The organism is Streptococcus suis (genome assembly GCA_024583055.1).
Lineage (GTDB): Bacteria > Bacillota > Bacilli > Lactobacillales > Streptococcaceae > Streptococcus > Streptococcus suis_V.
Map to the genome: position 1 here is coordinate 839,404 of CP102145.1, position 21,872 is coordinate 861,275.

Genomic DNA, 21,872 nt, shown 5'->3' on the forward strand with positions numbered 1-21,872 from the left:
GTCTTGTCTCTGCAAACTTACCCAATCTGACTGCCGTTTGGCACAGATGGATCTACTGTTAAAAGTGTCAAATTGCCGTCGTGTTCGGCTGAGAGGATCATACCCTGGCTGAGCAAGCCCATCATCTTACGTGGCTTGAGGTTGGCAACGATTTGAACTTTCTTACCGACCAACTCCTGCTCATTTGGATAGTACTTGGCAATACCAGACAGGATTTGGCGGTCCTGACCGTCACCAGCATCTAGACGGAACTTGAGCAACTTGTCAGAGCCCTCCACCTTGGCAACTTCCTTGACTTCGGCCACGCGGATTTCAACCGCATCAAAGTCCTCGAACTTGATCGCAGCTTTTTCGTTTTTGAGTTCCACGTCAGCTGGGTTCCACTCTTTTTCTTCCTCTTGGGAAATAGCAGAGCTGCCACCCATTTGAGCTTGGATATAGGCGATTTCCTCTTCCATATCCAGACGTGGGAAGATAGGTGTACCTTTTGCGACCACTGTCAAACCAGCTGGAAGACCAGCAAAATCAAGGTTTTCAAGGTCAAATGCTGTTCCCAAACCAAGCTGTTCCATAATGGCATTTGAAGTAGTCATCATGAATGGTTGAATGAGATGAGCCACCACACGAAGACCTGCTGTCAAGTGAGCCATCACCGCCGCCAACTTGTCACGGTCAGCTTCTTCTTTTGCCAAGACCCACGGTGCTGTTTCATCGATGTACTTGTTGGTACGGGAGATGATATTCCATACCGCTTCCAAGGCGCGTGGGTAGTCAACAGCTTCCATATATTTGTGGTAGCTTGCTAAGTTGTCAGCAACTACTGCCGCCAAGTCCGCATCAAAATCTGTCACGTTGGCAACAAAAGTCGGTACCTGACCACCGAAGTACTTGTTAATCATAGCAACGGTACGGTTGAGCAAGTTTCCAAGGTCGTTAGCTAGTTCGTAGTTGATACGACCAACATAATCTTCTGGTGTAAAGGTGCCGTCAGAGCCAACTGGTAGACTACGCATGAGGTAATAACGGAGCGGATCCAAACCGAAACGCTCGACCAGCATTTCTGGATAAACCACATTGCCCTTAGACTTAGACATCTTGCCATCTTTCATGACAAACCAGCCATGAGCAACCAAGCGGTCTGGCAACTTCATATCCAACATCATGAGCATAATTGGCCAGTAAATGGAGTGGAAACGAAGAATGTCCTTGCCAACCATATGGTAAACTGTTCCATTCCAGAACTTGTCGTAGTTGGCTGTTTCTTCCTGACCATAGCCCAAGGCAGTTGCGTAGTTGAGTAGGGCATCAATCCAGACATAGACAACGTGCTTTGGATTTGACGGTACGGGCACGCCCCAGGTAAATGAAGTACGGGATACGGCCAAATCTTCCAAGCCTGGCTCGATGAAGTTTTTCATGATTTCATTGAGGCGGCCGTCTGGCTGGATAAAGTCTGGGTGAGCATTGAAGAACTCAACCAATTTATCCTGATACTTGCTGAGGCGGAGGAAGTAGGATTCCTCTGAAACCCAGGCAACCTCGTGACCGCTCGGAGCGATACCGCCTGTTACCTTGCCGTTTTCATCTCGGAAGACCTCTTCTAATTGGCTCTCGGTGAAGAATTCCTCGTCTGATACGGAGTACCATCCAGAATACTCTCCCAAGTAAATGTCGTCCTGCGCCAGCAATTTTTCAAAAACAGCCGCCACCACTTCCTCGTGGTAATCATCAGTCGTGCGGATAAATTTGTCGTAAGAGATGTCGAGCAAGTTCCAGAGCTCTTTAACGCCAACCGCCATGCCGTCAACGTAGGCTTGAGGTGTCAAACCAGCTTCGTTAGCCTTCTCTTCAATCTTTTGACCGTGCTCATCAAGCCCTGTCAGATAGAAAACCTCATGGCCCATGAGACGCTTGTAGCGAGCCAGTACGTCACAGGCAATGGTCGTATAGGCCGAACCAATGTGGAGCTTACCCGATGGGTAATAAATAGGCGTTGTAATATAAAATGGTGTTTTTGACATGATATAATCCTTTCAGAAGGCTAATGAAACCTTTTTCTAAACGCTTTATTTTATCACATTTTTATGCAAAAACAAAGCGACTTCCTATTCCAAACCCTCCACTATGTGATATACTAGTAAACAGTTATGAAAAAGTTTGAGGTTTCCTATGTTTTCTCCTAAGAATTTATTGATTCATCTATTTTATGTACTGATTGTGGTCGGTCTCTTTTTATATGGAGCCCAGGATTCACCCCTGATTGGGAATATGACCATGGCCCTCATCGCCTTGGATTTGGCCATTTTAGTCAAGGAAAACAGCCATGTGGCAAGCAAGCTCCTCCTGACACCATTTTGGCTCTTCTTCTATCCCAACACCTTCTTTATGGTGACCCAGCTAACCAATCTCCAGCTGGCCAGCAATACCCTTTGGGAACAAAGCAGTCTGATTCTCTTCATGTTGACCATTCCTGCTATTTTATTCGGCATTATGGCTGGGGTAGAGAGCTTGGAGCTGATTTTCAAGGGCTACAATATCAGACATTACAGCTTGCGACTCCTAGTAATTGGCACCCTGGCTCTGACATCTAGCTACGCTATTTATGTCGCCCATTTTGCCAATCTTCATTCTTGGGATATTTTCGTTCAGCCCTTCATCGTCTTAAATTCTATGTTGGCAGCTATCTCTTGGGAAACATTCCCATTTATTATGGGCGTGACTTTTCTTCAAGTCATGGTCTTGGTCTTTGCCGTTGATGAATAAAGGAGTCGAAAGAAACAGTTCAGCTGTTTCTTTTTTGTTTTCTAATACTTAATCCATTCTTAAACATGTTCAAACAATACAATGCCTAGTCCCACTTTTCTTTCTGAATGTGTTATACTAGCTTTTATATTTTACAGAAAGAGGTTTGTCATGTTTACAAAGAAAAATGTTTTTATTCATATTTTTTTCCTCATCATCGCTGCCGGTCTAAAGCGTTATGGTGTCACCGCACCAGACTTGACTTGGAATATGTTTTTGGCTTTGGTAGCACTTGATTTTGCCATCCTCACCAACTACAGTAAGTCTAAATACATAAAAATCATTGCTGCCCTTCTCTGGCTCTTTTTCTATCCTAATACCTTTTATATGGTGACGGACATCGTCCATATGCATTTTGCAAACACTGTACTCTGGCAACGGGAAAGCATGATCCTTTTCATGCTCTATGTCCCAAGTATTTTCTATGGGGTCATGACTGGCGTGGAAAGCCTGCGGCTGATTTTCTCTGCCTTTTCTATCAAGTCCTACTGGTTGCGTTTGTTCCTAATTGGAGGGCTATCGCTTCTATCCAGCTTTGCCATTCACATTGGACGCTATGCCCGGCTCAATTCATGGGACATCTTTACCAGACCAAGCCTGGTTGTCAGTGAAATGATTGAAGTCATTTCTTGGGCTGCCCTGCCCTTCATCCTGGGCTTTACCTTTATACAAATCATGGTCTTGGTCTTTTCCATAGACGAATAACAAAACCGGCAACAGCCTTGTACTGTTACCGGTTTTTCTTATCAAAAATGGAGTTGTGCAAATACATCTTCCAAATCAGCTATTATTTCTTGATGAAAGTCCAAATAATAAGTTTTCTGTTCAGAATCTGGTAATTTTTCAATATCTGCTAAAATGTCCTGATAGCGGTGTAGAAGGTTCTTACCAGCCACTTTATCTATCTCATCCATTTCACCGATACCTACTGCTATGTCATCTAAGTTGTCATATTTTGTCAGCATTGCCTCAGTCCACTCCCGCTTGTCCTTGTTGAGAGTAACAATCTTTTCTGTCAACCAGTCTTCAAACCTTTCCTCTTCTGTCAAAGACTGGCTATTAGCGGCGGTCTTAGTCACTCGGTCGGATTTACTGGAACGAAGGTAATTCCGATAAAACCAAACGGCAAAAAGAGTAACTAGGATGATATTGACTGGAAAGACAAAGCTAAGGGTGAACAGTACGGTCAGCCACAAGATCAACTTGATATTTCTTGTCGTTTTCTCTGCAGGTCTTTTCTTCTCTTCCCAATCATCCAGTATAGCCTGGGCTTGTGCAGTATAGGTTTCAACCAATTTTGCCAGTCGGACCTTTTTCTCTGGGTCATCTTCCAGTTCCATTGCCAGATAGGCTTGGTTGGCCCTAGCCTTGGCTGCTTCATAGGTCTGAACTGTCCCCAAATAGGCCGCATTGCTATTCATCTGATTCAGCAAGCGATCCGTCTCCCCTTTGATAAAAGTCCGATCGCTTGATGTTAATTTACGGTAAGGCATAACAACCCCCTCCTGAATATCTGAAATATACTACCATTTTACGATAGGTTACATTCTTTTGCAAGGCTTCAATATCATTATTTCCTTCTGCCAAACAATAGGCTTAAAATGACAAAACCACCTGCCAAGGCGACAATAATCACTGGTGAAGCCCAGAGCAAGATTAAAAACCAAATCAAGAGTTTGTCCACTTGTCCTTCCTCCTACTTCCTACGAAAGAATGTGAAAGCTATGGCTATGGCGATAATGCCCACCAGATAACAAATCGCAAATGTAAAAAATAGAAACGAACAATATATTTCTCCAGTAATTTGGTTGATAAATAAGATTGATTTGTCAAACTTCATAATTTCAATTTACTTTATCATCTTTAATCTAAAAAACTTTACATAGGAATATAAAGTATCGTAAATCTGGAACAATTATTTTTCATAAATCTATGTCACTCATCTGATTGATAATCTTTATAGTATAAATCATACCATTCTATCATAGCTTGTACTGTTTGAAATGAAATATTTTCAATTTCAGCATGACCATCTTTCAATGCAATCAAACTCATTCCTCTTGCTTTACCCTTAGTATCTCTAGAGATTCTATAGCGTGTGACTTTTTTCTTTTTTTACAGATGAGCAATACTGTACATCATCTTAAAACAAGGATTTCTAACTCTCCATCCTCCTCTCCATCTCCTCCATATCATAGTCAAAAAGCAGGTCATGGCAGTCCGTAAAAAGCTGACGACGCTTGTCATCATCCACCAATGCGATATCCACTCCCCTATCATCATAGCAATGATACAGAACCTTTTCCTTGCTAGATAGAAAGAGAACTGAAGCAGAAAGGTAGTTAAAACCACCATGGTCGGCTTTGATAATCTCCTTCAACAGAGCTTTCAAATCTTGGTCAGTGACCGGAAAAAGATAGCGTTCAAAGACCAGCACTTCTCCCGTCCAGTCCTCCACTTCAACCAAGTCAGGCTCAGGGCACTTGTCAAAGTTAAATTTCGATGTAAAATGCCAGAGGTAAGTGTCGATGTCCCTATCTTCCTGGCGAAGCAGCGAAAGAATCACATAGTCGTATGCTGAAGCTGCAGTCTCCATCAATTCAACCGCACGCGCAAAAGCCCTATCCAGATACACTTTTCTAGGTAGCTGTTCAGCCTCAACCGCAGGACCAATCTCAAAACGAAGCGCCAGAGGGGTCGCATAGAAAAATGGACCTACCAATGGCTTGTTTTCTAATCGAAACTCCTTGATCCAGTTATTAAAAATCATCGTTTGCTACCTTTCAAAAAAGCATGCCATTTTCATGACATACTTGATTTCTCTTATAACAATTCATTCAGCGGTGTGAAGATAATTCGCTCCAAATCAGCTACGTAGGTTCCCAACTGCTGTTGCTTGCTGAAGTACTCTGTCAAAAGAGCGTTACCTTGAACCTGCTTATTGAAGTCCAGCATCTTTTTCTGGTCCACTTCAGTCGGAATGTCACCAGCCTGCAATTTAGCTTGGATAGACTTTTGGAACTCAATGTAGCCTTCCAAAATAGACTTGGCTTCTGGATTGGCTTCCACAGACACCTTAACCGCTTCAACCGCCTTGTATTCAGGCAAATTGCGGATAGCACGCTCCAACTCATTGGCAATATCATAGATATTTGTTGACATAATTTTCTCCTAATCTAGGTGGATTTGGTAGTCCGTCTGCTGACGCAACCGTCCAGCTGCATCCTCCAAATCTTCCTTATTTTTAAACGTAATTTGCAAGATACCGTAAATATCCTCACGGTTTTCCTCGTTGATGCGGATATTGACGATAGAAATGCCTCGCAGGACCTCCAGCACCTTCAAGACCGTGTCTTCCTCATCCGGAACATTGATAAACAAATCATAGAAGGAATCCACACCAGCCCGCTTATGAATTTCCATAGCCTTGCGCATCTTCCGTCCATGGTCGAAAAACTCCCAGATAGCATCCTGGTCTTTTGTGGACAATAGCTGAGCTACTTGGTCCAATCTCGCCTTAAATTCCTCAATCCGTCCCAGAATCGGCTCTGGATTGGTCACCAAAATACTGGTCCACATGCCAGGCTCACTCTCCGCAATCCGCGTCATATCCCTGAAACCACCTGCCGCAAAATTATTAGTGAAAGGATGGTCCAGAGCATAGTCCCCAGCCTGATTCATCAGACTAGATGCCAAAACGTGAGGAAAATGGGAAACCTGACTGGTCACCCGGTCGTGCTCCTCCGCTTCGATTTGCACAAAACGAGCACCGGTCCCCGACAACAAATCTGTCAATCGTGGCACTGCATCTGGCTTGGTCAGACTAGAAGGCGTCATGATAAAATAGGCATTTTCAAAGAGCAAGCTATCTGCCGCCTCAGCGCCCGATTTATGGCTACCTGCCATGGGATGTCCACCAATAAAGTTGATACCTTTGGGTGCCAGGTATTCCTCAGCCGCTGCCACAATGGCCACCTTGGTCGAACCTGCGTCAGTCACAAGGACATTTTCTTTTAAGCCCAATTGGCTCAGTTCTTTGATAAATTCGATAGTCTGCTGGATAGGCACACAGAGGATAATCACATCTGCCTGACCTGCATACTGGGTAAAATTGTCTGTCGCCAGGTCCACCATGCCCCGCTCCAGAGCCACGCGCCGCGATTGCTCACCGCGATTGTAGCCAATGATTCGGTAATCTGGGTGGGCCTTCCGAATACCCAGGGCCAAAGAGGCCCCAATCAGCCCCAAGCCTGCAATATAAATCGTTTTTGTCATGAGACTCCTAGAAATTCTTCACATAGTCACGGTGGCTAGCCACAGCTGCCTTGAGTTCTTCCAGGTTATCAGATGAGAATTTGTCCAAGATTTCTGTCGCAAGAACTGTCGCCACAACAGACTCCATGACCACTCCCGCCGCTGGCAAAGCCGTCGGATCGGAACGCTCCACCGTCGCCTTGTAAGGCTCGTGAGTGTCAATATCCACTGACATAAGCGGCTTGTAGAGGGTCGGAATTGGTTTCATCACTCCCTTGATGACCAGTGGCTGACCATTGGTCATACCGCCCTCAAAACCACCGAGATTGTTGGTGCGGCGAGTATAGCCCTCTTCTGCATTCCACAGGATTTCGTCCATGACCTGGCTACCTTTTAGATAGCCGGCCTGGAAACCAACCCCAAACTCTGCCCCCTTGAAGGCATTGATAGACACAACGGCCTGGGCCAATTTTGCATCTAATTTTCTATCCCATTGCACATAGGAACCAAGACCAGCAGGCACTCCACCGACAACTGTCTCGACAACACCACCAATCGTGTCGCCGTCGCGTTTGATTTGATCAATGTAATCCTTGATTTCCTGCTCACGTTCCTGGTTGACAATAGACACTTCAGACTGAGCAGCCAATTCACGAATTTCTGCAACAGTCAGACCATCTGGAACGTCGATTTCCTTGCCACCGAAGACGACAACGTGGTTGGCAATTTCAATATCCAACTCAGCCAAAATGCGCTTGGCAACGGCACCTACCGCCACCCGCATGGTCGTCTCACGCGCAGATGACCGCTCCAAGGAATTACGAAGGTCGTCAAAACGGTATTTCATCCCGCCAACCAAGTCCGCATGACCTGGACGAGGATGCTTGATCCGGCGTTTTGACTTGAGCTTGTCCTCAATATCTTCCACTGCCATAATGTCCAGCCACTTCTGGTGGTCTTTGTTGGTCACATTGAGCGTAATCGGTGCCCCAGTCGTCTTACCATGACGAACACCAGCCGTGATTTCCACACGGTCTGTTTCTATTTTCATCCGACTTCCGCGACCGTAACCGCCCTGACGGCGAATCAAGTCCGCATTGATGTCATCTGCAGTCAATGGAAGGCCGGCAGGCACTCCCTCAATAATAGCCGTCAAACGTGGTCCATGGGACTCTCCAGCAGTTAAATATCTCATCCTAATTCTCCAAAATCTCTAAAAACTTGCGGGTATTGGCCAGGGACATTTGCCCAGGCGCAGAAACCTCATCTAAACTTGCAAAGGTCCAGCATGAACCAGTTATGTGACCAGCGATGCGAGTGAGTTTACCCAGCTCACCCATGGAAATCGTCGCAAAGGTCTGCTCTGCATTGAGGGTTTTGAAACCTCGTGTGTAGTTCATCACATCCAGAACATCCTGCTCTGACTTAGCCATCACAGCAATCTTAACAACAGCTGGCGATAGACTAGTCAATTCAGACATGATTTCCAGATAGTTGGCCGGTGTCTCCTCAAAGTTGTGGTAGCTCAGCACCAAATTTGGAAAGTCCAGCATCTGGTCGAAGACGGCCTTATATGAATAATATTCAAAATCAATGTACTCAGGCTTATAAAGTCCAGCAACTTCCTTGATTAAGTCCACATATTCCTGGTCATCTAGGTCCAGATAGCCACCCTCACGCGTCGTACGAACCGTGAAAATCACTTCCTTACCATTGCATTTTTCAAAAATAGCAGGCGCAAGAGTCAAGATAGCTTCTTTTTGCAGATAATCTGCCCGCCATTCAATCAAGTCCGCCTCGGCCAGACGCTCAACGTCTAAGGCTTCCACTTCCTCCAAATTTCTAGGCATAATCGGAACGACTATTTTCATTTTTTCACCTGTATTGTAAAGACCTTAAGGTAATTACTACTTTCATCTTTTTTATTGTATACAAAATCCGACGGAAGACGATAGGTCGTCACATAGCGATGCTTGACAGCACCGAATCCTTTTTCAATCTGGTCCTTGAATTTCTCCAGGGAAAGATTGGCCGCATTGGTTGACAAAATCAAATGACCATTTGGCTCTAAAATCTCCACCGCCTGACTGACCAGCTTATGGTAGTCCTTGGCAACCGAAAAAGTTTGTTTTTTATTACGGGCAAAGCTTGGTGGATCAATAACGATAACATCGTAGGTCAAGCCCTTACGCTTGGCATATTTGAAGTATTCAAAAACATCCATGACCACAAAGCTATGTTGGTCAACATCCACACCATTTGCCTCAAAATGCGCCTGGGACAGCTCCCGAGATCGCTTAGCCAAATCAACAGAGGTCGTCTGGCTGGCTCCGCCCATAGCCGCTGCTATCGAGAAGGCTGCCGTATAGGAAAACATATTGAGCAGGGATTTTCCAGCTGCGAGACCATCTATCAGTGAGCCACGGACCTCATGCTGGTCCAGAAAAATTCCCGTCATCAATCCATCGTTCATGAAAACTTGATAGCGGACACCATTTTCCAAAACCGTAAAGGTATCTGGAGCCTCCTGACCGTATAGATGTGCACTCTCATAATCCAATCCCTTAAAACGAATCTTTTCATAGGCACCTGCAAGCTCTTGATAAACCTGGCTAAAGGCAGAAATAATCACCTCTTTGATGCCATAAACAAAGGAATTATACCAGGAGAATACAGCATAGTCAGCATACAAATCCACTGTAAAACCACCAAAACCATCGCCATCTTGATTGAAGAGACGGAAGGCAGTCGTCTGCTCAGAATGGAAATAGGCCTGCCGCTTAGATTTGGCTGTCTCAAAGAGTTTGACAAACCATTTCTCTGTCACTGCCTGCTTGGTAGAACTAACCAACCAGCCATAGCCCTTATTCTCTTTGGAAATATAGGCCTGACCAATAAACTGATTGGCTTGATTATAGAGTTCCACCCACTTGTCCAGCTCCGGTTGAACCAAAAAATCGTGTTCCAGGAGCCCATGCTGTCCTCTTTTTAGCCTTTTTTCAGCTTTGGGATGTAGAATCAATTTCATGGAAATATTATACCAAAAAATTATTCGATTCACAAAAAAACTCCTAGAATTCAAGCATGTTTTGAAAATGTGGTATAATGATGAGAACCTATATTCACAGACCGGAACTCTTATATAGAGTTAGTTTCTAAATCTGCCTTCGGTGTGACGGGGCTTATAAAATTTTTTGAAAGGACAGAGAGGACTTTAGAATGGTGAAAAAGATTAACCAATGGATGAAACAGCACCTGAGTGGCCGACTGGCTTTTATTCTTGCCCTCTTGACCAGCTATTGGCTCAAGGCCTTGTGGGCCTATTTTGTTGACTTTAACCTGGACCTATCCAACCCCTACCAGTTGCTGATTGCCATTATCAACCCTATTCCACTGGGGCTGCTGCTGCTGGGGCTGGCCCTCTATATCAAAAATAGCAAGCTCTTTTACGCAACTGCAGGGACAATTTACTTCCTCCTCTTTGCCTGGCTGTTCGCAAATGCCGTCTACTACCGAGAATTTTCAGATTTCTTCTCCGTCTCGACTATTTTGGCATCTTCCAGCGTTTCCGAAGGGTTTAAGGGACAAGCAGTGACCAAGTTATTTCGTCCCTGGGACCTAGTTTATTTCTTAGATTTTGTTGGTCTGATTTTCCTGATTCGCGCTAAAAAAATAAGCTTAGACCGTTCAGTTTTCCCTCAGAAACAGGCTCTGGCCCTAACGTCACTATCTGTTCTGCTTTTTTCGATCAACCTATTCTTAGCAGAAATTGATCGCCCAGAGCTCTTGTCCCGCGGTTTTTCCAATACCTATATCGTTCGGGCCCTGGGCTTGCCAGCCTACTTAAGCTATAATGCCAACCAGACCTATTCTGCGGAGAAGGACCGTTCCGGTGCCAGCGCAGCCGATTTGGAGCCTGTGCAAAGCTTCATCCAAACCAATTATGCAGCACCAAATCCTGAATTTTTTGGCAAGGCCAAGGGGAAAAATGTCATCTACCTGCACCTGGAAAGTCTACAGCAGTTCATCATTGATTACAAACTAGAGGTCGACGGCCAGGAATACGAGGTTACTCCCTTCCTCAACTCCCTCTACCATTCCAACTCTACCCTTGCTTTCTCAAACTTCTTCCACCAGGTCAAGGCGGGGAAAACCTCCGATGCTGAGACCATGATGGATACATCCTTATTCGGACTCGACCAGGGTTCCTTTATGGTCCAGTATGGGGGAAGCAATAGCCAGCAAGCTGCTCCCTATATCCTATCCAAGTTAGCCGGTTACGACTCAGCTGTCTTCCACGGAAATAGCGGCACCTTCTGGAACCGAAACAACACTTACAAGCGCTGGGGATACAACAACTTCTTTGATATTTCCTACTTCTCAGAACCGACGGAAGAAAATTCCTTCCAATACGGGCTCAATGACAAGGTTGTCCTGGCTGATTCCATTCAGTATCTGGAGCTTCTCCAGCAACCATTCTACGCCAAATACGTTCTCGTATCCAATCACTATCCCTTTACAACCAGCTTGAGCGGCGACGAAGTCGGCTTCCCACTGGCCAAGGGAGAGGATGCGACCATCAATAGCTACTTTGCGACAGCAAACTATCTCGATGCAGCAGTCAAGGCTTTCTTTGACTACCTGAAAGAAAGTGGCCTCTACGAAAATTCTATCATTGTCCTCTACGGTGACCATTACGGTATTTCTAATTCCCGTAACCCGGATTTGGCTGCCCTCATTGGCAAGGACCCAGAAACCTGGTCCGAATACGACAACGCCATGTTACAACGGGTTCCCTACATGATTGTGGTACCTGGAATGACAGAGGGACGAATCATTGATACCTACGGTGGCCAGATAGACTCCTTGCCAACCATTGAGCACTTACTAGGCATTGAAACCAATCAATTCCTACAAGTTGGACAAGATTTACTGTCACCGCAGAAACAACAGATTGTTGCCATGCGAACAGCAGATACCTTTGTTACACCAGAATATACATCCTATGCCGGCAAGCTCTACTACACCGATAGTGGCATCGAACTCACCAATCCAGATGAAACGACTTTGGCTAAAATCGAAAATATAAAAAATCGGGTAGCTTCTCAGTTAGCAACTAGCGATGCCATTCAAACTGGCGATCTCTTCCGCTTCTTAAAAAACGATATAGGATTCCCAGATGTTTCAACTTATTCCTATCAAGATTCCCTGAAAAAACTGCTAGAAAGAGAAAAAGCACTTGGTCAAGAGTCAACCAGCCTCTGGGCACGAAAAAATAAACAATCGACCGTCAGTCTCTTTAAAGCACCGAGCTATCAGGAATTGCATAAAGAAACAGCTGAGACAAGTGCGACAACTTCCAGCGACACAGATGATTCTGACACAACAACGGAAACTAGCACCAGCGCAGGGAATTAGGAAATGGGAGATAAGCTAACTTCCTTTCCCTGTGTCATTAATTTGAAACCTGTTGACATATTTCACTACTCCTTAGAATGACCATTCTGAGGAGTTTTTCTATGCAGATTGCACCTATACAACTGTCCTTTCAACCTTAATCCAATTGCTTCACTGCAATCTCCAAAGCACAAACAAAGACCGAAGCTACTGCTTCAGTCCTTAATCTTCTATTAATAACGAATGCTTTCGCGAGTCTTTTCGTATGAACGAACAAAACGTTCTGTAACGCCTGGTTCAACTGCTTCCAAGGCAAATGAGATTTCTTCAAATGATGCTTGATAATCAAAATCTTTTTCAAAAATTGCAAGCGAACGATTGAAGGCTTTTTGAACATTCTCGTCGAATGAACGGTAGCGGTTAGAATACTGAAGCAACTGCTCTGTCAGCGTAGAATACTGAACGATTGAGTAGGCAATTTCTTCTAATTTTTCCATATCATAGGTCGCATTCTCCAACAATCGATTGATGATTTCAATATTGATTTTAGAATACTCTAACTCTGCTGCCAAAGCTTCCACCTGATCGCTGGTACGGAAGAAACTTGAAAGGAAATATTCTGGAATACCAGGAAGATTTCGTTTTTCCATAAAGCGTTTCAGGGTGTGCAGCTTATGAATGTAGAGATTTGCTTTGATACGAGCCGATTTTTCTGAATCCTCTTGGGTCTTGAGATAGTCTGCCAAGACTAGCTGCTCTTCTTCAATTTCTTTCAAACTTGCAAGGGAATGTTCCAAGCGCTCCTGAAGAATTGAATAGGCTACCTGAGGATTGTCCAAATCTTCAACACTTTCTGTCACAACAGCATCCAGTGATGTCAAGCGATTTGCCAATTGTTGAATACGAGAAACCTTGCTATCCGCCAAAACGTAGGTAGCTTGAAGAAGGTTAACCTCTTCTGTCAATTTGTCTGAATTGCTGCGGATATGCTCCAAATACTTGGGCAGGGTTTTGCTGATTTTAACTGTCTCTTTGTGAGCATCAATTTCCTTCTGGAATACATCATAGAGATGGTCAATGCGCTCTTGAATATGGGTATTTTCAGCCTCAGCCACATCCAAATCAAATGACACGATGAGGGCTGAATTTTCACGAATAGCAACACGGATTTCCTGGAAAGTCGACTCAATGTCCGTCTCTGTGAACAGGTAATTCTGCTCAACCAACTTACGGTAACCAGACTCCAAATCTTCCAACTGCTCTGGGAAGTCTACATCCACTTTCTCCACCAAGGCAGGGATTCGATCCATGATTTGATTGAGGGCAATCATGTGCTCCTCTGTCTTGTTCAGAATTTCAGCTGCCTCAAGCGGGTCACCAGAAGAATTGAGCATAACGAATTCTGAAAATTCAACTTCGATATTCTTAACTTGCTTTTCAAGCTCTGGAAGTGTATCGCCGTACTTGCCTGAATTTTTCTGCAGAGTTGCCTGCAATTCTTCAAACATATCCAAGGCGTATTTGACACGACCAGTATTTTTCTCTTCTTGTTCGGAAAGCTCTGCCAAGCCTTGACGGATTGACGTGATATCTTCTTCAATCAGGTCAATCTGGCTCTCAATGCTGTCAATAGCATTCTTTGTGCTGACAAAGCGGAAAGCATTGTTAAACCCTTCTGCTTCAAAAATATGGTTCTCAATATCTGCAAATGAATTGAGGGAAAGGTCCACCCATTTTTGATTCCACTCGCGGAAGGAAATTTGACTCTGACCAATCAAGTGCAAGGTCTTTACCTGCTCCACTTCATCATTCACAGGCAGGTTAAATAGCTCTTCCTTACGATCCTCCAATTGAAGCAACTTTTGCTCGTTTTTCTTTCGGATAATAAGGCAGGCTACATAGGCAACAATTAAAATGACAACAATCGCTACGATTAAATAGATTGTTCCTCTAGACATGTAGTTCTCCTTAGATAGTATGGTAATTTACTAGAATATATCGCCTTATTATACCATATATTGCTAGCTAGTGCACAATTTTTTTCAGTGAATATGTTCTAAATATCCAATGTTGAGTAAACCGCATTTTCCTCGATAAACTCGCGACGGGGTTCAACCTTGTCTCCCATCAACATATCAAAGATTTTATCTGCCTCAGCAGCATCATCTACTGAAACTTGTGCCATAAGACGATTTTCAGGATTCATGGTTGTTTCCCAGAGCTGGTGATCGTCCATTTCTCCCAAACCTTTGTACCGCTGAATGGTTGGCTTGGAACGTCCTGTACTATGTCTTTCTAAGGCTGCTTGGAGTTCTTGTTCTTGATTGGCTCCTGGTTGGATGTATTCCTTAATCTCACTTCCGACCTTGACACCATAGATTGGTGGCTGGGCAATATAGACGTAACCCGCTTCGACAATCGGACGCATGTAACGGTAAAAGAGGGTCAAGAGAAGGGTTCGGATATGAGCTCCGTCGACATCGGCATCGGTCATGATGACCAATTTTTGGTAGCGTGCTTTCTCAACATCAAAATCTGCCCCAAAACCAGTCCCCATAGCTGTAAAGAGACTACGGATCTCTTCGTTGGCCAGGATTTTATCCATGCTGGCCTTTTCCACGTTCAAAATCTTACCACGGATAGGCAGAATGGCCTGGAACTCACGGTCACGACCGGATTTAGCCGAACCACCAGCCGAATCCCCTTCGACGATAAAGAGCTCTGTCTTAGTCGCGTCATTTGACGAACAATCAGCCAATTTACCAGGCAGGTTGGAAATCTCCAAACCTGACTTCTTACGGGTGACTTCACGCGCCCGCTTGGCAGCAATACGAGCCTTGCTGGCCAGAATGCCTTTTTCTACAATTCGACGGGCAATCTGTGGATTTTCCAAAAGAAACTCCGCAAAGGCGTCTGAGAAGAGACGGTTGGTGATTTTAACAACTTCGCTGTTGCCCAGCTTGGTCTTGGTCTGACCTTCAAACTGCGGTCCAGGGTGCTTGACAGAGATAACGGCGGTCAGACCCTCACGAACATCCTCACCAGTCAGATTGTCCTCATTTTCCTTGAGTATTTTATTTTTCTTAGCATAGTCATTGATAACACGAGTCAGGGCCGTACGGAAACCTTGCTCATGGGTACCGCCTTCATGGGTATGGATATTGTTGGCAAAGCTGACCACATTTTCATGGTAACTGGTCGTATACTGCATGGCCACTTCCACCGTAATATCATCCATCTCACCATCCGTATAAATCGGCGTTTCAAAGATAACATCCTTGTTTTCATTAAGGTACTCAACATAAGAAGCAATCCCACCTTCATAGTGGTACTCCTTGGTCTGCTCCTGCCCCTCACGCTTATCGCTGATGGTCAACTGCAAACCACGGTTGAGGAAGGCCAATTCCTGGATACGTTTATTGAGCTTAGCAAAGTCAAACTCGGTCGTTTCCGTGAAGATTTCTGGGTCTGGAATAAAGTGAACGGTAGTACCATTGCGGTCTGTCTCACCAATGACCTTCAAATCATCTACCACTTCACCACGACGGTATTCTTGATAATATACCTGACCATTTTTATAGACATGGACATCCAGCTGGGTAGACAGGGCATTGACGACCGATGAACCTACACCGTGCAAACCACCTGACACCTTGTAGCCGCCACCGCCAAATTTACCACCGGCGTGGAGAACGGTAAAGACTGTCTCAACGGCCGGACGACCTGTTTTTTCCTGAATATCAACCGGGATACCACGGCCATTGTCAACAACCGTAATCGAATTATCTGGCTCAATAAAGACTTCAATCTTGCTGGCAAAGCCTGCCAGTGCCTCGTCAATCGAGTTGTCGACGATTTCCCAAACCAGGTGGTGGAGGCCTTCTTTAGAAGTAGACCCGATATACATACCCGGACGCATGCGAACAGCCTCCAGTCCCTCTAGGACCTGAATTTGACTGGCATCATATTCCTGGGCTTTTTCTTGTAAATCTTTGATTTCTTCTGTCATGTTCATCCCTTATTTTTCTAGTTATACTCAATGAAAATCAATCTAGCCTAGCTTCAACTGTTTGGGGAACAGTTGAAGGCTGGAAATAGAGCGAACTTGTTCGCCTCAAAAACGCCGAAGGTAGAACTCTGTCGTTCTCTCGTTTCAAGGTGACAGGCTGAAAACCTCCCCCGGAGCTTTTCACTCACCAAGGCACTTGACGACGGATATTTTTGATTTTCGAAGAGTATTAAAACATTCTAACGAATACCCTTCATTATACCATATTTTAGCGCCAATTCCTACTAAAAGCAGACGATTCCCCTGAGAAGCAGACCCTAACTCTCACCCCAACAATCAAGACACAGAACCCAAGAAAAAAGCCTCTAGACGGATGCTAAAGACTTCAATAGTTTATGCTATTCTTACAATTCTGTGATATCACCTGTGCGGAGATAGACCATCCACTCACAGATATTTTTCGCGTAATCCCCTACACGCTCCAGGTAGGTCAAGACTTGGAAGTAATCACGTCCGGCAATCAAAGCGTCCGGATTTTTCTTGATTTCTTCAGTGGTCAATTCCTGGATTGTCGCGTAGAAATTATTGATGATTTCATCACGAGCTGCCACTTCGTAGGCTGTTTCGATTTCTGATGCGTTCAAGTAGAGTTCTAAAGCCGCTTCTACCAGATTACGGACTTCTTTACCCATCTTCTTGATTTCATCTTCAACAATCTGGATACGAACTTCACCCTTCATGCGGATAGTCGCCTTGGCGATAGAAACAGCATGGTCTCCCATACGCTCCAAGTCGCTGGTTGCCTTCAAGACAGTGATAACACGGCGCAAGTCTGTTGATACAGGCTGTTGCAAGGCAATGATTTCAAGTGACTTTTTCTCAAGTTTGACTTCAAATTCATTGATTTTGCTATCTGCCTCGATGACTTCCTTAGCCAATTCACGGTCATGAGTTGTAAAGGCACGGACTGCATTGTTGATTTGCGCCTGTACTTCGTTCCCCATGGCATAGAATTGATTATGCAATTTTCCTAATTCTTCTTCAAATTGTGCTCTTAACATATATATCTCTTTTCTATATCTAAATGAAGATTAACCGAATTTACCAGTAATATAGTCTTCGGTTTCCTTGTGAGCTGGATTCAAGAACATTTCCTTGGTTTTATTGTACTCAATCAAGTCGCCATCCAAGAAGAAACCAGTACGGTCTGAGATACGGGACGCCTGCTGCATAGAGCGGGTAACCAGAACCATGGTGTACTTTTCTTTCAAGCCATAGAGCGTATCTTCAATCTTACCAGCCGAAATCGGGTCAAGTGCCGAGGTAGGCTCATCCATCAAAATAATCTTAGGACTGGTTGCCAATACACGGGCCACACAAACACGTTGCTGCTGACCACCTGACAAACCCAAGGCCGAGTCATGGAGACGATCCTTGACCTCATCCCAGATAGAAGCACCTTTGAGCGAACGTTCTACCGCCTCATCCAAGACGGCCTTATCCTTGATACCATTGATACGAAGACCATAGACAACATTCTCATAAATGGTCATTGGGAATGGGTTGGGTTGCTGAAAGACCATCCCGATTTCCTTGCGCAAGTCAACAGTATCTGTGCGTGGACTATAAATATTCTTGCCGTTGTAATCAATAGCTCCTGTCAAGGTTACTTCTGGGTTCAAATCGCCCATACGGTTGATAGACCGCAAAAGCGTTGATTTACCAGAACCTGAGGGACCAATCAAGGCTGTAATCTCATTTGGGTAGAAATCAATAGAGACGCTGTTCAAAGCCTTTTTCTTATTGTAGTAAACAGACAAATCTTTTACTTGTAAAATAGGTGTTGTCATGGTGTCTCCTTTCTATCCGAAGTGTCCTGAAACGTAGTCGCTGGTTGACTTGAGTTTGGCATTTTGGAAGACGTTTGATGTCTTATCATACTCAATCAAATCACCCAGGTAGAAGAAGGCTGTATAATCGCTGGCCCGGGCTGCTTGTTGCATGTTGTGAGTCACGATGATAATCGTATAATTCTTCTTGAGTTCAAACATGGTTTCTTCCAACTGCATCGTCGCAATTGGGTCCAGGGCTGAAGCTGGCTCATCCATAAGCAAAATCTGTGGTTTTACAGAGATAGCACGCGCGATACAGAGGCGTTGCTGCTGACCACCTGACAAGGTAAAGGCTGACTTGTGCAAATCGTCTTTGACCTGGTCCCAGAGGGCTGCTTGCTTGAGCGAGGTTTCCACGATTTCATCCAAGACTTGCTTGTCCTTGACACCTGCACGCTCATGGGCAAAGGTAATGTTTTTGTAGATGGACTTAGCAAATGGGTTGGGACGTTGGAAAACCATACCGATGTGCTTACGGATTTCGTAAACGTTCATGTTTGACTTGTTAATGTCAATTCCTTCATAGAGGATTTGGCCGGTTACCTTGGCAATATCAATGGTATCATTCATCCGATTGAGACTGCGAAGGTAAGTCGATTTCCCACAACCTGACGGACCAATCAAGGCTGTGATTTTATTTTTCTCGAACTGCATATCAATGCCCTTGATAGCCTCATTTTTACCGTAGTAAACATGGACATCCTTTGTCGAAAGGGCGATTTTTTCTTCTGGGAAGGTAATGATATGGCGTTCATTCCAGTTATATTCTGCCATTTTTTCTCCTTATAAGTCGACTGCTTATGCTGCAGAAGTCATTTTCGCATGAAGTTTCTTACCGATATAACGGGCAGAAAGGTTGAAAATCAAGATAAATACCAAGAGGATGGCTGCAGAACCTGCAGATACTTGTGTCGCATCAGGAATCGTTCCCTCACTGTTGACCTTCCAGATATGAACCGCTAGGGTTTCTGACTGACGGAAAATCGAAATCGGGCTGGTAACGCTGAGCGGGTTCCAGTTGGACCAATCAAGAGCCGGAGCTGATTGACCAGCGGTATAAATCAGAGCTGCTGCTTCACCGAAGATACGACCGGATGCAAGGACAATACCAGTAACAATACCTGGCAAAGCCTCAGGAATGACTACGTGGAGAACTGTTTCCCAGCGTGACAACCCAAGGGCTAAACCGGCCTCACGTTGTGTATGGTGAACGTGGCGCAGGCTATCCTCAACGTTACGGGTCATCTGTGGCAGGTTGAATACAGTCAGGGCCAAGGCACCTGAGATGATAGAGAAACCATATTCAAACTGGACAACGAAAATCAAGTAACCAAACAAACCAACGACTACCGATGGCAGAGAGGACAAGATTTCAATACAGGTACGGATAAAGTTGGTCAACGGACCTTTCTTAGCATATTCCGCTAGGTAGATACCAGCACCAGTTGACAGAGGAACTGAAATCAAAAGCGTTACAACCAAGAGGAAGAAGGAATTGTAGAGTTGGATACCAACACCACCACCTGCTTTATAGGAAGATGACTTGCTGGTCAAGAAATGCCAGTCTACATGAGGCAACCCTCTTAATAGGATAAAGAGGATAAGGGCTGTCAAAATAACGACGATAACTGTGGCGATAGAGTAAAGAATACCAGTCGCCAGTTTATCCATTTTCTTAGCGTGCATAGTTTTTCTTACCCTCTCTCGTAATAAATTTCATAATCATATTGAAGACCAAGCTCATCAAGAGCAAGACAAGGGCCAGTGACCAGAGGACGTTGTTCTGAACCGTTCCCATTACCGTGTTACCGATACCCATGGTCAAGACAGAGGTCAGGGTCGCAGCAGGTGTTGTCAAGGACGTTGGGATAACCGCTGAGTTACCCACCACCATCTGAATAGCCAAGGCCTCACCAAATGCACGGGCCATACCGAAGATAACAGCTGTGAAAATACCTGGTTTAGCTGCGTTCAGAATAACGCGCCAGATAGTCTGCCAACGCGTCGCACCCATGGCCAAACTTGCCTCACGGTAGTGACGAGGAACGGCCTTCAAGCTGTCCACTGTCATAAAGGTTACAGTTGGCAAAATCATGACGAAGAGTACGAATACACCTGACAAGATACCAAAACCTGTCCCGCCAAAGATGGAGCGGACAAAGGGTACCACCACCTGCAAACCGATGAAACCATAAACTACTGATGGAATACCGACCAGCAATTCGATAACTGGCTGGAGAATCTTAGCACCACGTTTTGGTGAAATCTCTGTCATAAAGACTGCTGCTCCGATAGCAATCGGCGTTGCAATCACTGCTGACAGGATGGTAACGATAAAGGAACCAGAAATCATTGGTAGGGCACCAAAAGTTTTGGATGCCGGTTCCCACTTGTCACCGAACAAGAAATCTACAATGCTAATGCCATCCACAAAGAAGGTCGAAAGTCCGCGTTGGGCCACGAAAATCAAAATCATGGCAACGATGAAGACAATCAAGCTCAAGCAAAGGAAGGTCAAAATTTGACCAAATTTCTCTAAACGAGAGTTCTTGGAAGGGGTTGACAATTCTTTTTCAAGTTGTTGATTTTTCATTTCTACTCCTTCTCTGTGACCACGCCATCAGCTGTCTTTTCAACTTTCATGGCATTCATAGAAATATAGCCCATGCTGACAACGATACCTTCTTGGACTTCTTCTGAATACATGTAGTCCAAGAATTCCTTGGTCAAACCTTCAGGCTCGCCCTTGGTGTACATATGCTCGTAAGCCCAGATTGGCCAGTCGTTGGTCGCTACATTTTCAGCCGTCGGTTCAAACCCGTTCAATTTAATGGTATGAATTGACTCATCTAGATAGGCAAAGGCCAAATAAGAAATCGCTCCTGGCGTTTGGGCTACAATGGACTTAACCATCCCGTTTGAATCCTGTTCCTGACTTTGAATGGCTTTTTCACCTTGCATGATGATGCCGTCAAAGGTCGCACGAGAACCCGAACTTGCTGCACGGTTGATAATGGAAATTGGAAGGTCTTTACCACCTAGCTCCTTCCAGTTGGTAATCTCACCAGTGAAGATTTTACGCAAGTCCTCTGTCGAGATGTCGTCTACTGTCACCTCTTCGTTGACAATGACCGCTAGACCTGCAACTGCTACCTGATGGTCCACCAGCTGGCTGGCATCAATCCCATCCTTCTCCTCAGCAAATACGTCTGAGTTACCAATTTGGACAGCTCCTGACTGAACCTGTGACAAACCAGTACCCGAACCACCACCTTGGACATTGACAGACTTACCGATGTTGACAGAGCCAAATTCATCCGCTGCCGCCTCAACCAGGGGTTGGAGGGCTGTCGACCCTACTGCTGTAATGGATTCTCCACGATCAATCCATGACGAGCAAGCAGAAAGGGCCAAACTAGAAACTAAAAATAAAGCTGCAATACCTAGCTTATGCTTTTTTTTCATGTCGTTTTTTCCTTTACATTTTTCAGTGGAATCTCCTCTATTTTATGTATTTT

19 protein-coding genes are annotated in these 21,872 nt (G+C 44.8%); 3 read left to right on the forward strand and 16 right to left on the reverse strand.

Features of this window, described 5'->3' with window-relative positions; translation table 11 throughout:
* Window positions 1–17 precede the first annotated feature (17 nt).
* Entirely contained in the window at window positions 18–2,024 is a 2,007-nt protein-coding gene (gene metG, locus NQZ91_04025; protein ID UUM58816.1) for a methionine--tRNA ligase, read from the reverse strand.
* A gap of 145 nt (window positions 2,025–2,169) precedes the next feature.
* Between metG and NQZ91_04030 the strand changes: the two genes are divergently transcribed.
* Window positions 2,170–2,763, forward strand: coding sequence for a DUF1361 domain-containing protein (locus tag NQZ91_04030; protein ID UUM58545.1), 594 nt, complete (start codon window positions 2,170–2,172; stop codon window positions 2,761–2,763).
* A gap of 150 nt (window positions 2,764–2,913) precedes the next feature.
* Window positions 2,914–3,507, forward strand: coding sequence for a DUF1361 domain-containing protein (locus tag NQZ91_04035; protein UUM58546.1), 594 nt, complete (start codon window positions 2,914–2,916; stop codon window positions 3,505–3,507).
* Window positions 3,508–3,548: 41 nt separating this feature from the next.
* On the opposite strand, the gene NQZ91_04040 is transcribed toward NQZ91_04035, so the two are convergent.
* The 7 genes from NQZ91_04040 to NQZ91_04070 all read right to left on the reverse strand — a co-directional run bounded on the left by NQZ91_04040 (window position 3,549) and on the right by NQZ91_04070 (window position 10,084).
* Entirely contained in the window at window positions 3,549–4,295 is a 747-nt protein-coding gene (locus NQZ91_04040; GenBank protein ID UUM58547.1) for a hypothetical protein, read from the reverse strand.
* Between the two features lie 665 nt (window positions 4,296–4,960).
* Window positions 4,961–5,572 carry a DUF3885 domain-containing protein gene (locus tag NQZ91_04045; protein ID UUM58548.1) on the reverse strand — a complete coding sequence of 204 codons (612 nt, stop codon included), beginning with the start codon at window positions 5,570–5,572 and terminating at the stop codon, window positions 4,961–4,963.
* Between the two features lie 53 nt (window positions 5,573–5,625).
* Entirely contained in the window at window positions 5,626–5,964 is a 339-nt protein-coding gene (locus tag NQZ91_04050) for a YlbF/YmcA family competence regulator (protein ID UUM58549.1), read from the reverse strand.
* Window positions 5,965–5,973: 9 nt separating this feature from the next.
* Window positions 5,974–7,077, reverse strand: coding sequence for a prephenate dehydrogenase (locus NQZ91_04055; protein UUM58550.1), 1,104 nt, complete (start codon window positions 7,075–7,077; stop codon window positions 5,974–5,976).
* Between the two features lie 7 nt (window positions 7,078–7,084).
* Entirely contained in the window at window positions 7,085–8,251 is a 1,167-nt protein-coding gene (gene aroC / locus NQZ91_04060; GenBank protein ID UUM58551.1) for a chorismate synthase, read from the reverse strand.
* 1 nt (window position 8,252) lies between these two features.
* Complete coding sequence (aroD, locus tag NQZ91_04065) at window positions 8,253–8,927, reverse strand: type I 3-dehydroquinate dehydratase (GenBank protein UUM58552.1); 675 nt, start codon at window positions 8,925–8,927, stop codon at window positions 8,253–8,255.
* On the reverse strand, window positions 8,924–10,084 hold the full coding sequence (locus NQZ91_04070) for a class I SAM-dependent rRNA methyltransferase (protein UUM58553.1): 1,161 nt from the start codon (window positions 10,082–10,084) through the stop codon (window positions 8,924–8,926). Before NQZ91_04070 ends, aroD begins: the two co-directional genes overlap by 4 nt.
* A 194-nt stretch (window positions 10,085–10,278) precedes the next feature.
* On the opposite strand from NQZ91_04070, the gene NQZ91_04075 reads away from it, so the two are divergent.
* Window positions 10,279–12,474, forward strand: coding sequence for an LTA synthase family protein (locus NQZ91_04075; protein ID UUM58817.1), 2,196 nt, complete (start codon window positions 10,279–10,281; stop codon window positions 12,472–12,474).
* 212 nt (window positions 12,475–12,686) lie between these two features.
* Here NQZ91_04075 and ezrA read toward each other — a convergent pair whose 3' ends face one another.
* From ezrA to NQZ91_04115, 8 genes are all read right to left on the reverse strand, one after another.
* Window positions 12,687–14,411, reverse strand: a complete 1,725-nt coding sequence (gene ezrA / locus NQZ91_04080; protein UUM58554.1) for a septation ring formation regulator EzrA — start codon at window positions 14,409–14,411, stop codon at window positions 12,687–12,689.
* 98 nt (window positions 14,412–14,509) lie between these two features.
* Window positions 14,510–16,462 carry a DNA topoisomerase (ATP-hydrolyzing) subunit B gene (gene gyrB, locus NQZ91_04085; protein ID UUM58818.1) on the reverse strand — a complete coding sequence of 651 codons (1,953 nt, stop codon included), beginning with the start codon at window positions 16,460–16,462 and terminating at the stop codon, window positions 14,510–14,512.
* A gap of 404 nt (window positions 16,463–16,866) precedes the next feature.
* Window positions 16,867–17,523 (reverse strand): phosphate signaling complex protein PhoU, encoded by a 657-nt coding sequence (gene phoU, locus NQZ91_04090; protein UUM58555.1) that lies wholly within the window; start codon window positions 17,521–17,523, stop codon window positions 16,867–16,869.
* Between the two features lie 30 nt (window positions 17,524–17,553).
* The gene (pstB, locus tag NQZ91_04095; protein UUM58556.1) at window positions 17,554–18,312 is read right to left on the reverse strand and encodes a phosphate ABC transporter ATP-binding protein PstB; all 759 of its coding nucleotides are present in this window, start codon (window positions 18,310–18,312) and stop codon (window positions 17,554–17,556) included.
* A gap of 12 nt (window positions 18,313–18,324) precedes the next feature.
* Window positions 18,325–19,128 (reverse strand): phosphate ABC transporter ATP-binding protein PstB, encoded by an 804-nt coding sequence (gene pstB / locus NQZ91_04100; GenBank protein ID UUM58557.1) that lies wholly within the window; start codon window positions 19,126–19,128, stop codon window positions 18,325–18,327.
* 24 nt (window positions 19,129–19,152) lie between these two features.
* Window positions 19,153–20,040, reverse strand: coding sequence for a phosphate ABC transporter permease PstA (pstA, locus tag NQZ91_04105; GenBank protein UUM58558.1), 888 nt, complete (start codon window positions 20,038–20,040; stop codon window positions 19,153–19,155).
* Entirely contained in the window at window positions 20,030–20,947 is a 918-nt protein-coding gene (gene pstC, locus NQZ91_04110) for a phosphate ABC transporter permease subunit PstC (GenBank protein ID UUM58559.1), read from the reverse strand. Before pstC ends, pstA begins: the two co-directional genes overlap by 11 nt.
* 2 nt (window positions 20,948–20,949) lie before the next feature.
* A complete protein-coding gene (locus NQZ91_04115; protein ID UUM58560.1) occupies window positions 20,950–21,819 on the reverse strand; it encodes a phosphate ABC transporter substrate-binding protein PstS family protein in 870 nt (289 codons plus the stop codon).
* Window positions 21,820–21,872 lie beyond the last annotated feature (53 nt).

What these genes read in the sequence shown, in the direction of transcription:
- NQZ91_04045 (UUM58548.1), bottom strand. Translation starts at nt 5,572, where the DNA reads ATGATTTTTAATAACTGGATCAAGGAGTTTCGATTAGAAAACAAGCCA.
- NQZ91_04035 (UUM58546.1), top strand. Translation starts at nt 2,914, where the DNA reads ATGTTTACAAAGAAAAATGTTTTTATTCATATTTTTTTCCTCATCATC.
- ezrA (UUM58554.1), bottom strand. Translation starts at nt 14,411, where the DNA reads ATGTCTAGAGGAACAATCTATTTAATCGTAGCGATTGTTGTCATTTTA.
- aroD (UUM58552.1), bottom strand. Translation starts at nt 8,927, where the DNA reads ATGAAAATAGTCGTTCCGATTATGCCTAGAAATTTGGAGGAAGTGGAA.
- NQZ91_04040 (UUM58547.1), bottom strand. Translation starts at nt 4,295, where the DNA reads ATGCCTTACCGTAAATTAACATCAAGCGATCGGACTTTTATCAAAGGG.
- pstB (UUM58557.1), bottom strand. Translation starts at nt 19,128, where the DNA reads ATGGCAGAATATAACTGGAATGAACGCCATATCATTACCTTCCCAGAA.
- pstC (UUM58559.1), bottom strand. Translation starts at nt 20,947, where the DNA reads ATGAAAAATCAACAACTTGAAAAAGAATTGTCAACCCCTTCCAAGAAC.
- NQZ91_04070 (UUM58553.1), bottom strand. Translation starts at nt 10,084, where the DNA reads ATGAAATTGATTCTACATCCCAAAGCTGAAAAAAGGCTAAAAAGAGGA.
- NQZ91_04050 (UUM58549.1), bottom strand. Translation starts at nt 5,964, where the DNA reads ATGTCAACAAATATCTATGATATTGCCAATGAGTTGGAGCGTGCTATC.
- pstB (UUM58556.1), bottom strand. Translation starts at nt 18,312, where the DNA reads ATGACAACACCTATTTTACAAGTAAAAGATTTGTCTGTTTACTACAAT.
- NQZ91_04115 (UUM58560.1), bottom strand. Translation starts at nt 21,819, where the DNA reads ATGAAAAAAAAGCATAAGCTAGGTATTGCAGCTTTATTTTTAGTTTCT.
- pstA (UUM58558.1), bottom strand. Translation starts at nt 20,040, where the DNA reads ATGCACGCTAAGAAAATGGATAAACTGGCGACTGGTATTCTTTACTCT.
- aroC (UUM58551.1), bottom strand. Translation starts at nt 8,251, where the DNA reads ATGAGATATTTAACTGCTGGAGAGTCCCATGGACCACGTTTGACGGCT.
- NQZ91_04030 (UUM58545.1), top strand. Translation starts at nt 2,170, where the DNA reads ATGTTTTCTCCTAAGAATTTATTGATTCATCTATTTTATGTACTGATT.
- NQZ91_04055 (UUM58550.1), bottom strand. Translation starts at nt 7,077, where the DNA reads ATGACAAAAACGATTTATATTGCAGGCTTGGGGCTGATTGGGGCCTCT.
- phoU (UUM58555.1), bottom strand. Translation starts at nt 17,523, where the DNA reads ATGTTAAGAGCACAATTTGAAGAAGAATTAGGAAAATTGCATAATCAA.
- gyrB (UUM58818.1), bottom strand. Translation starts at nt 16,462, where the DNA reads ATGACAGAAGAAATCAAAGATTTACAAGAAAAAGCCCAGGAATATGAT.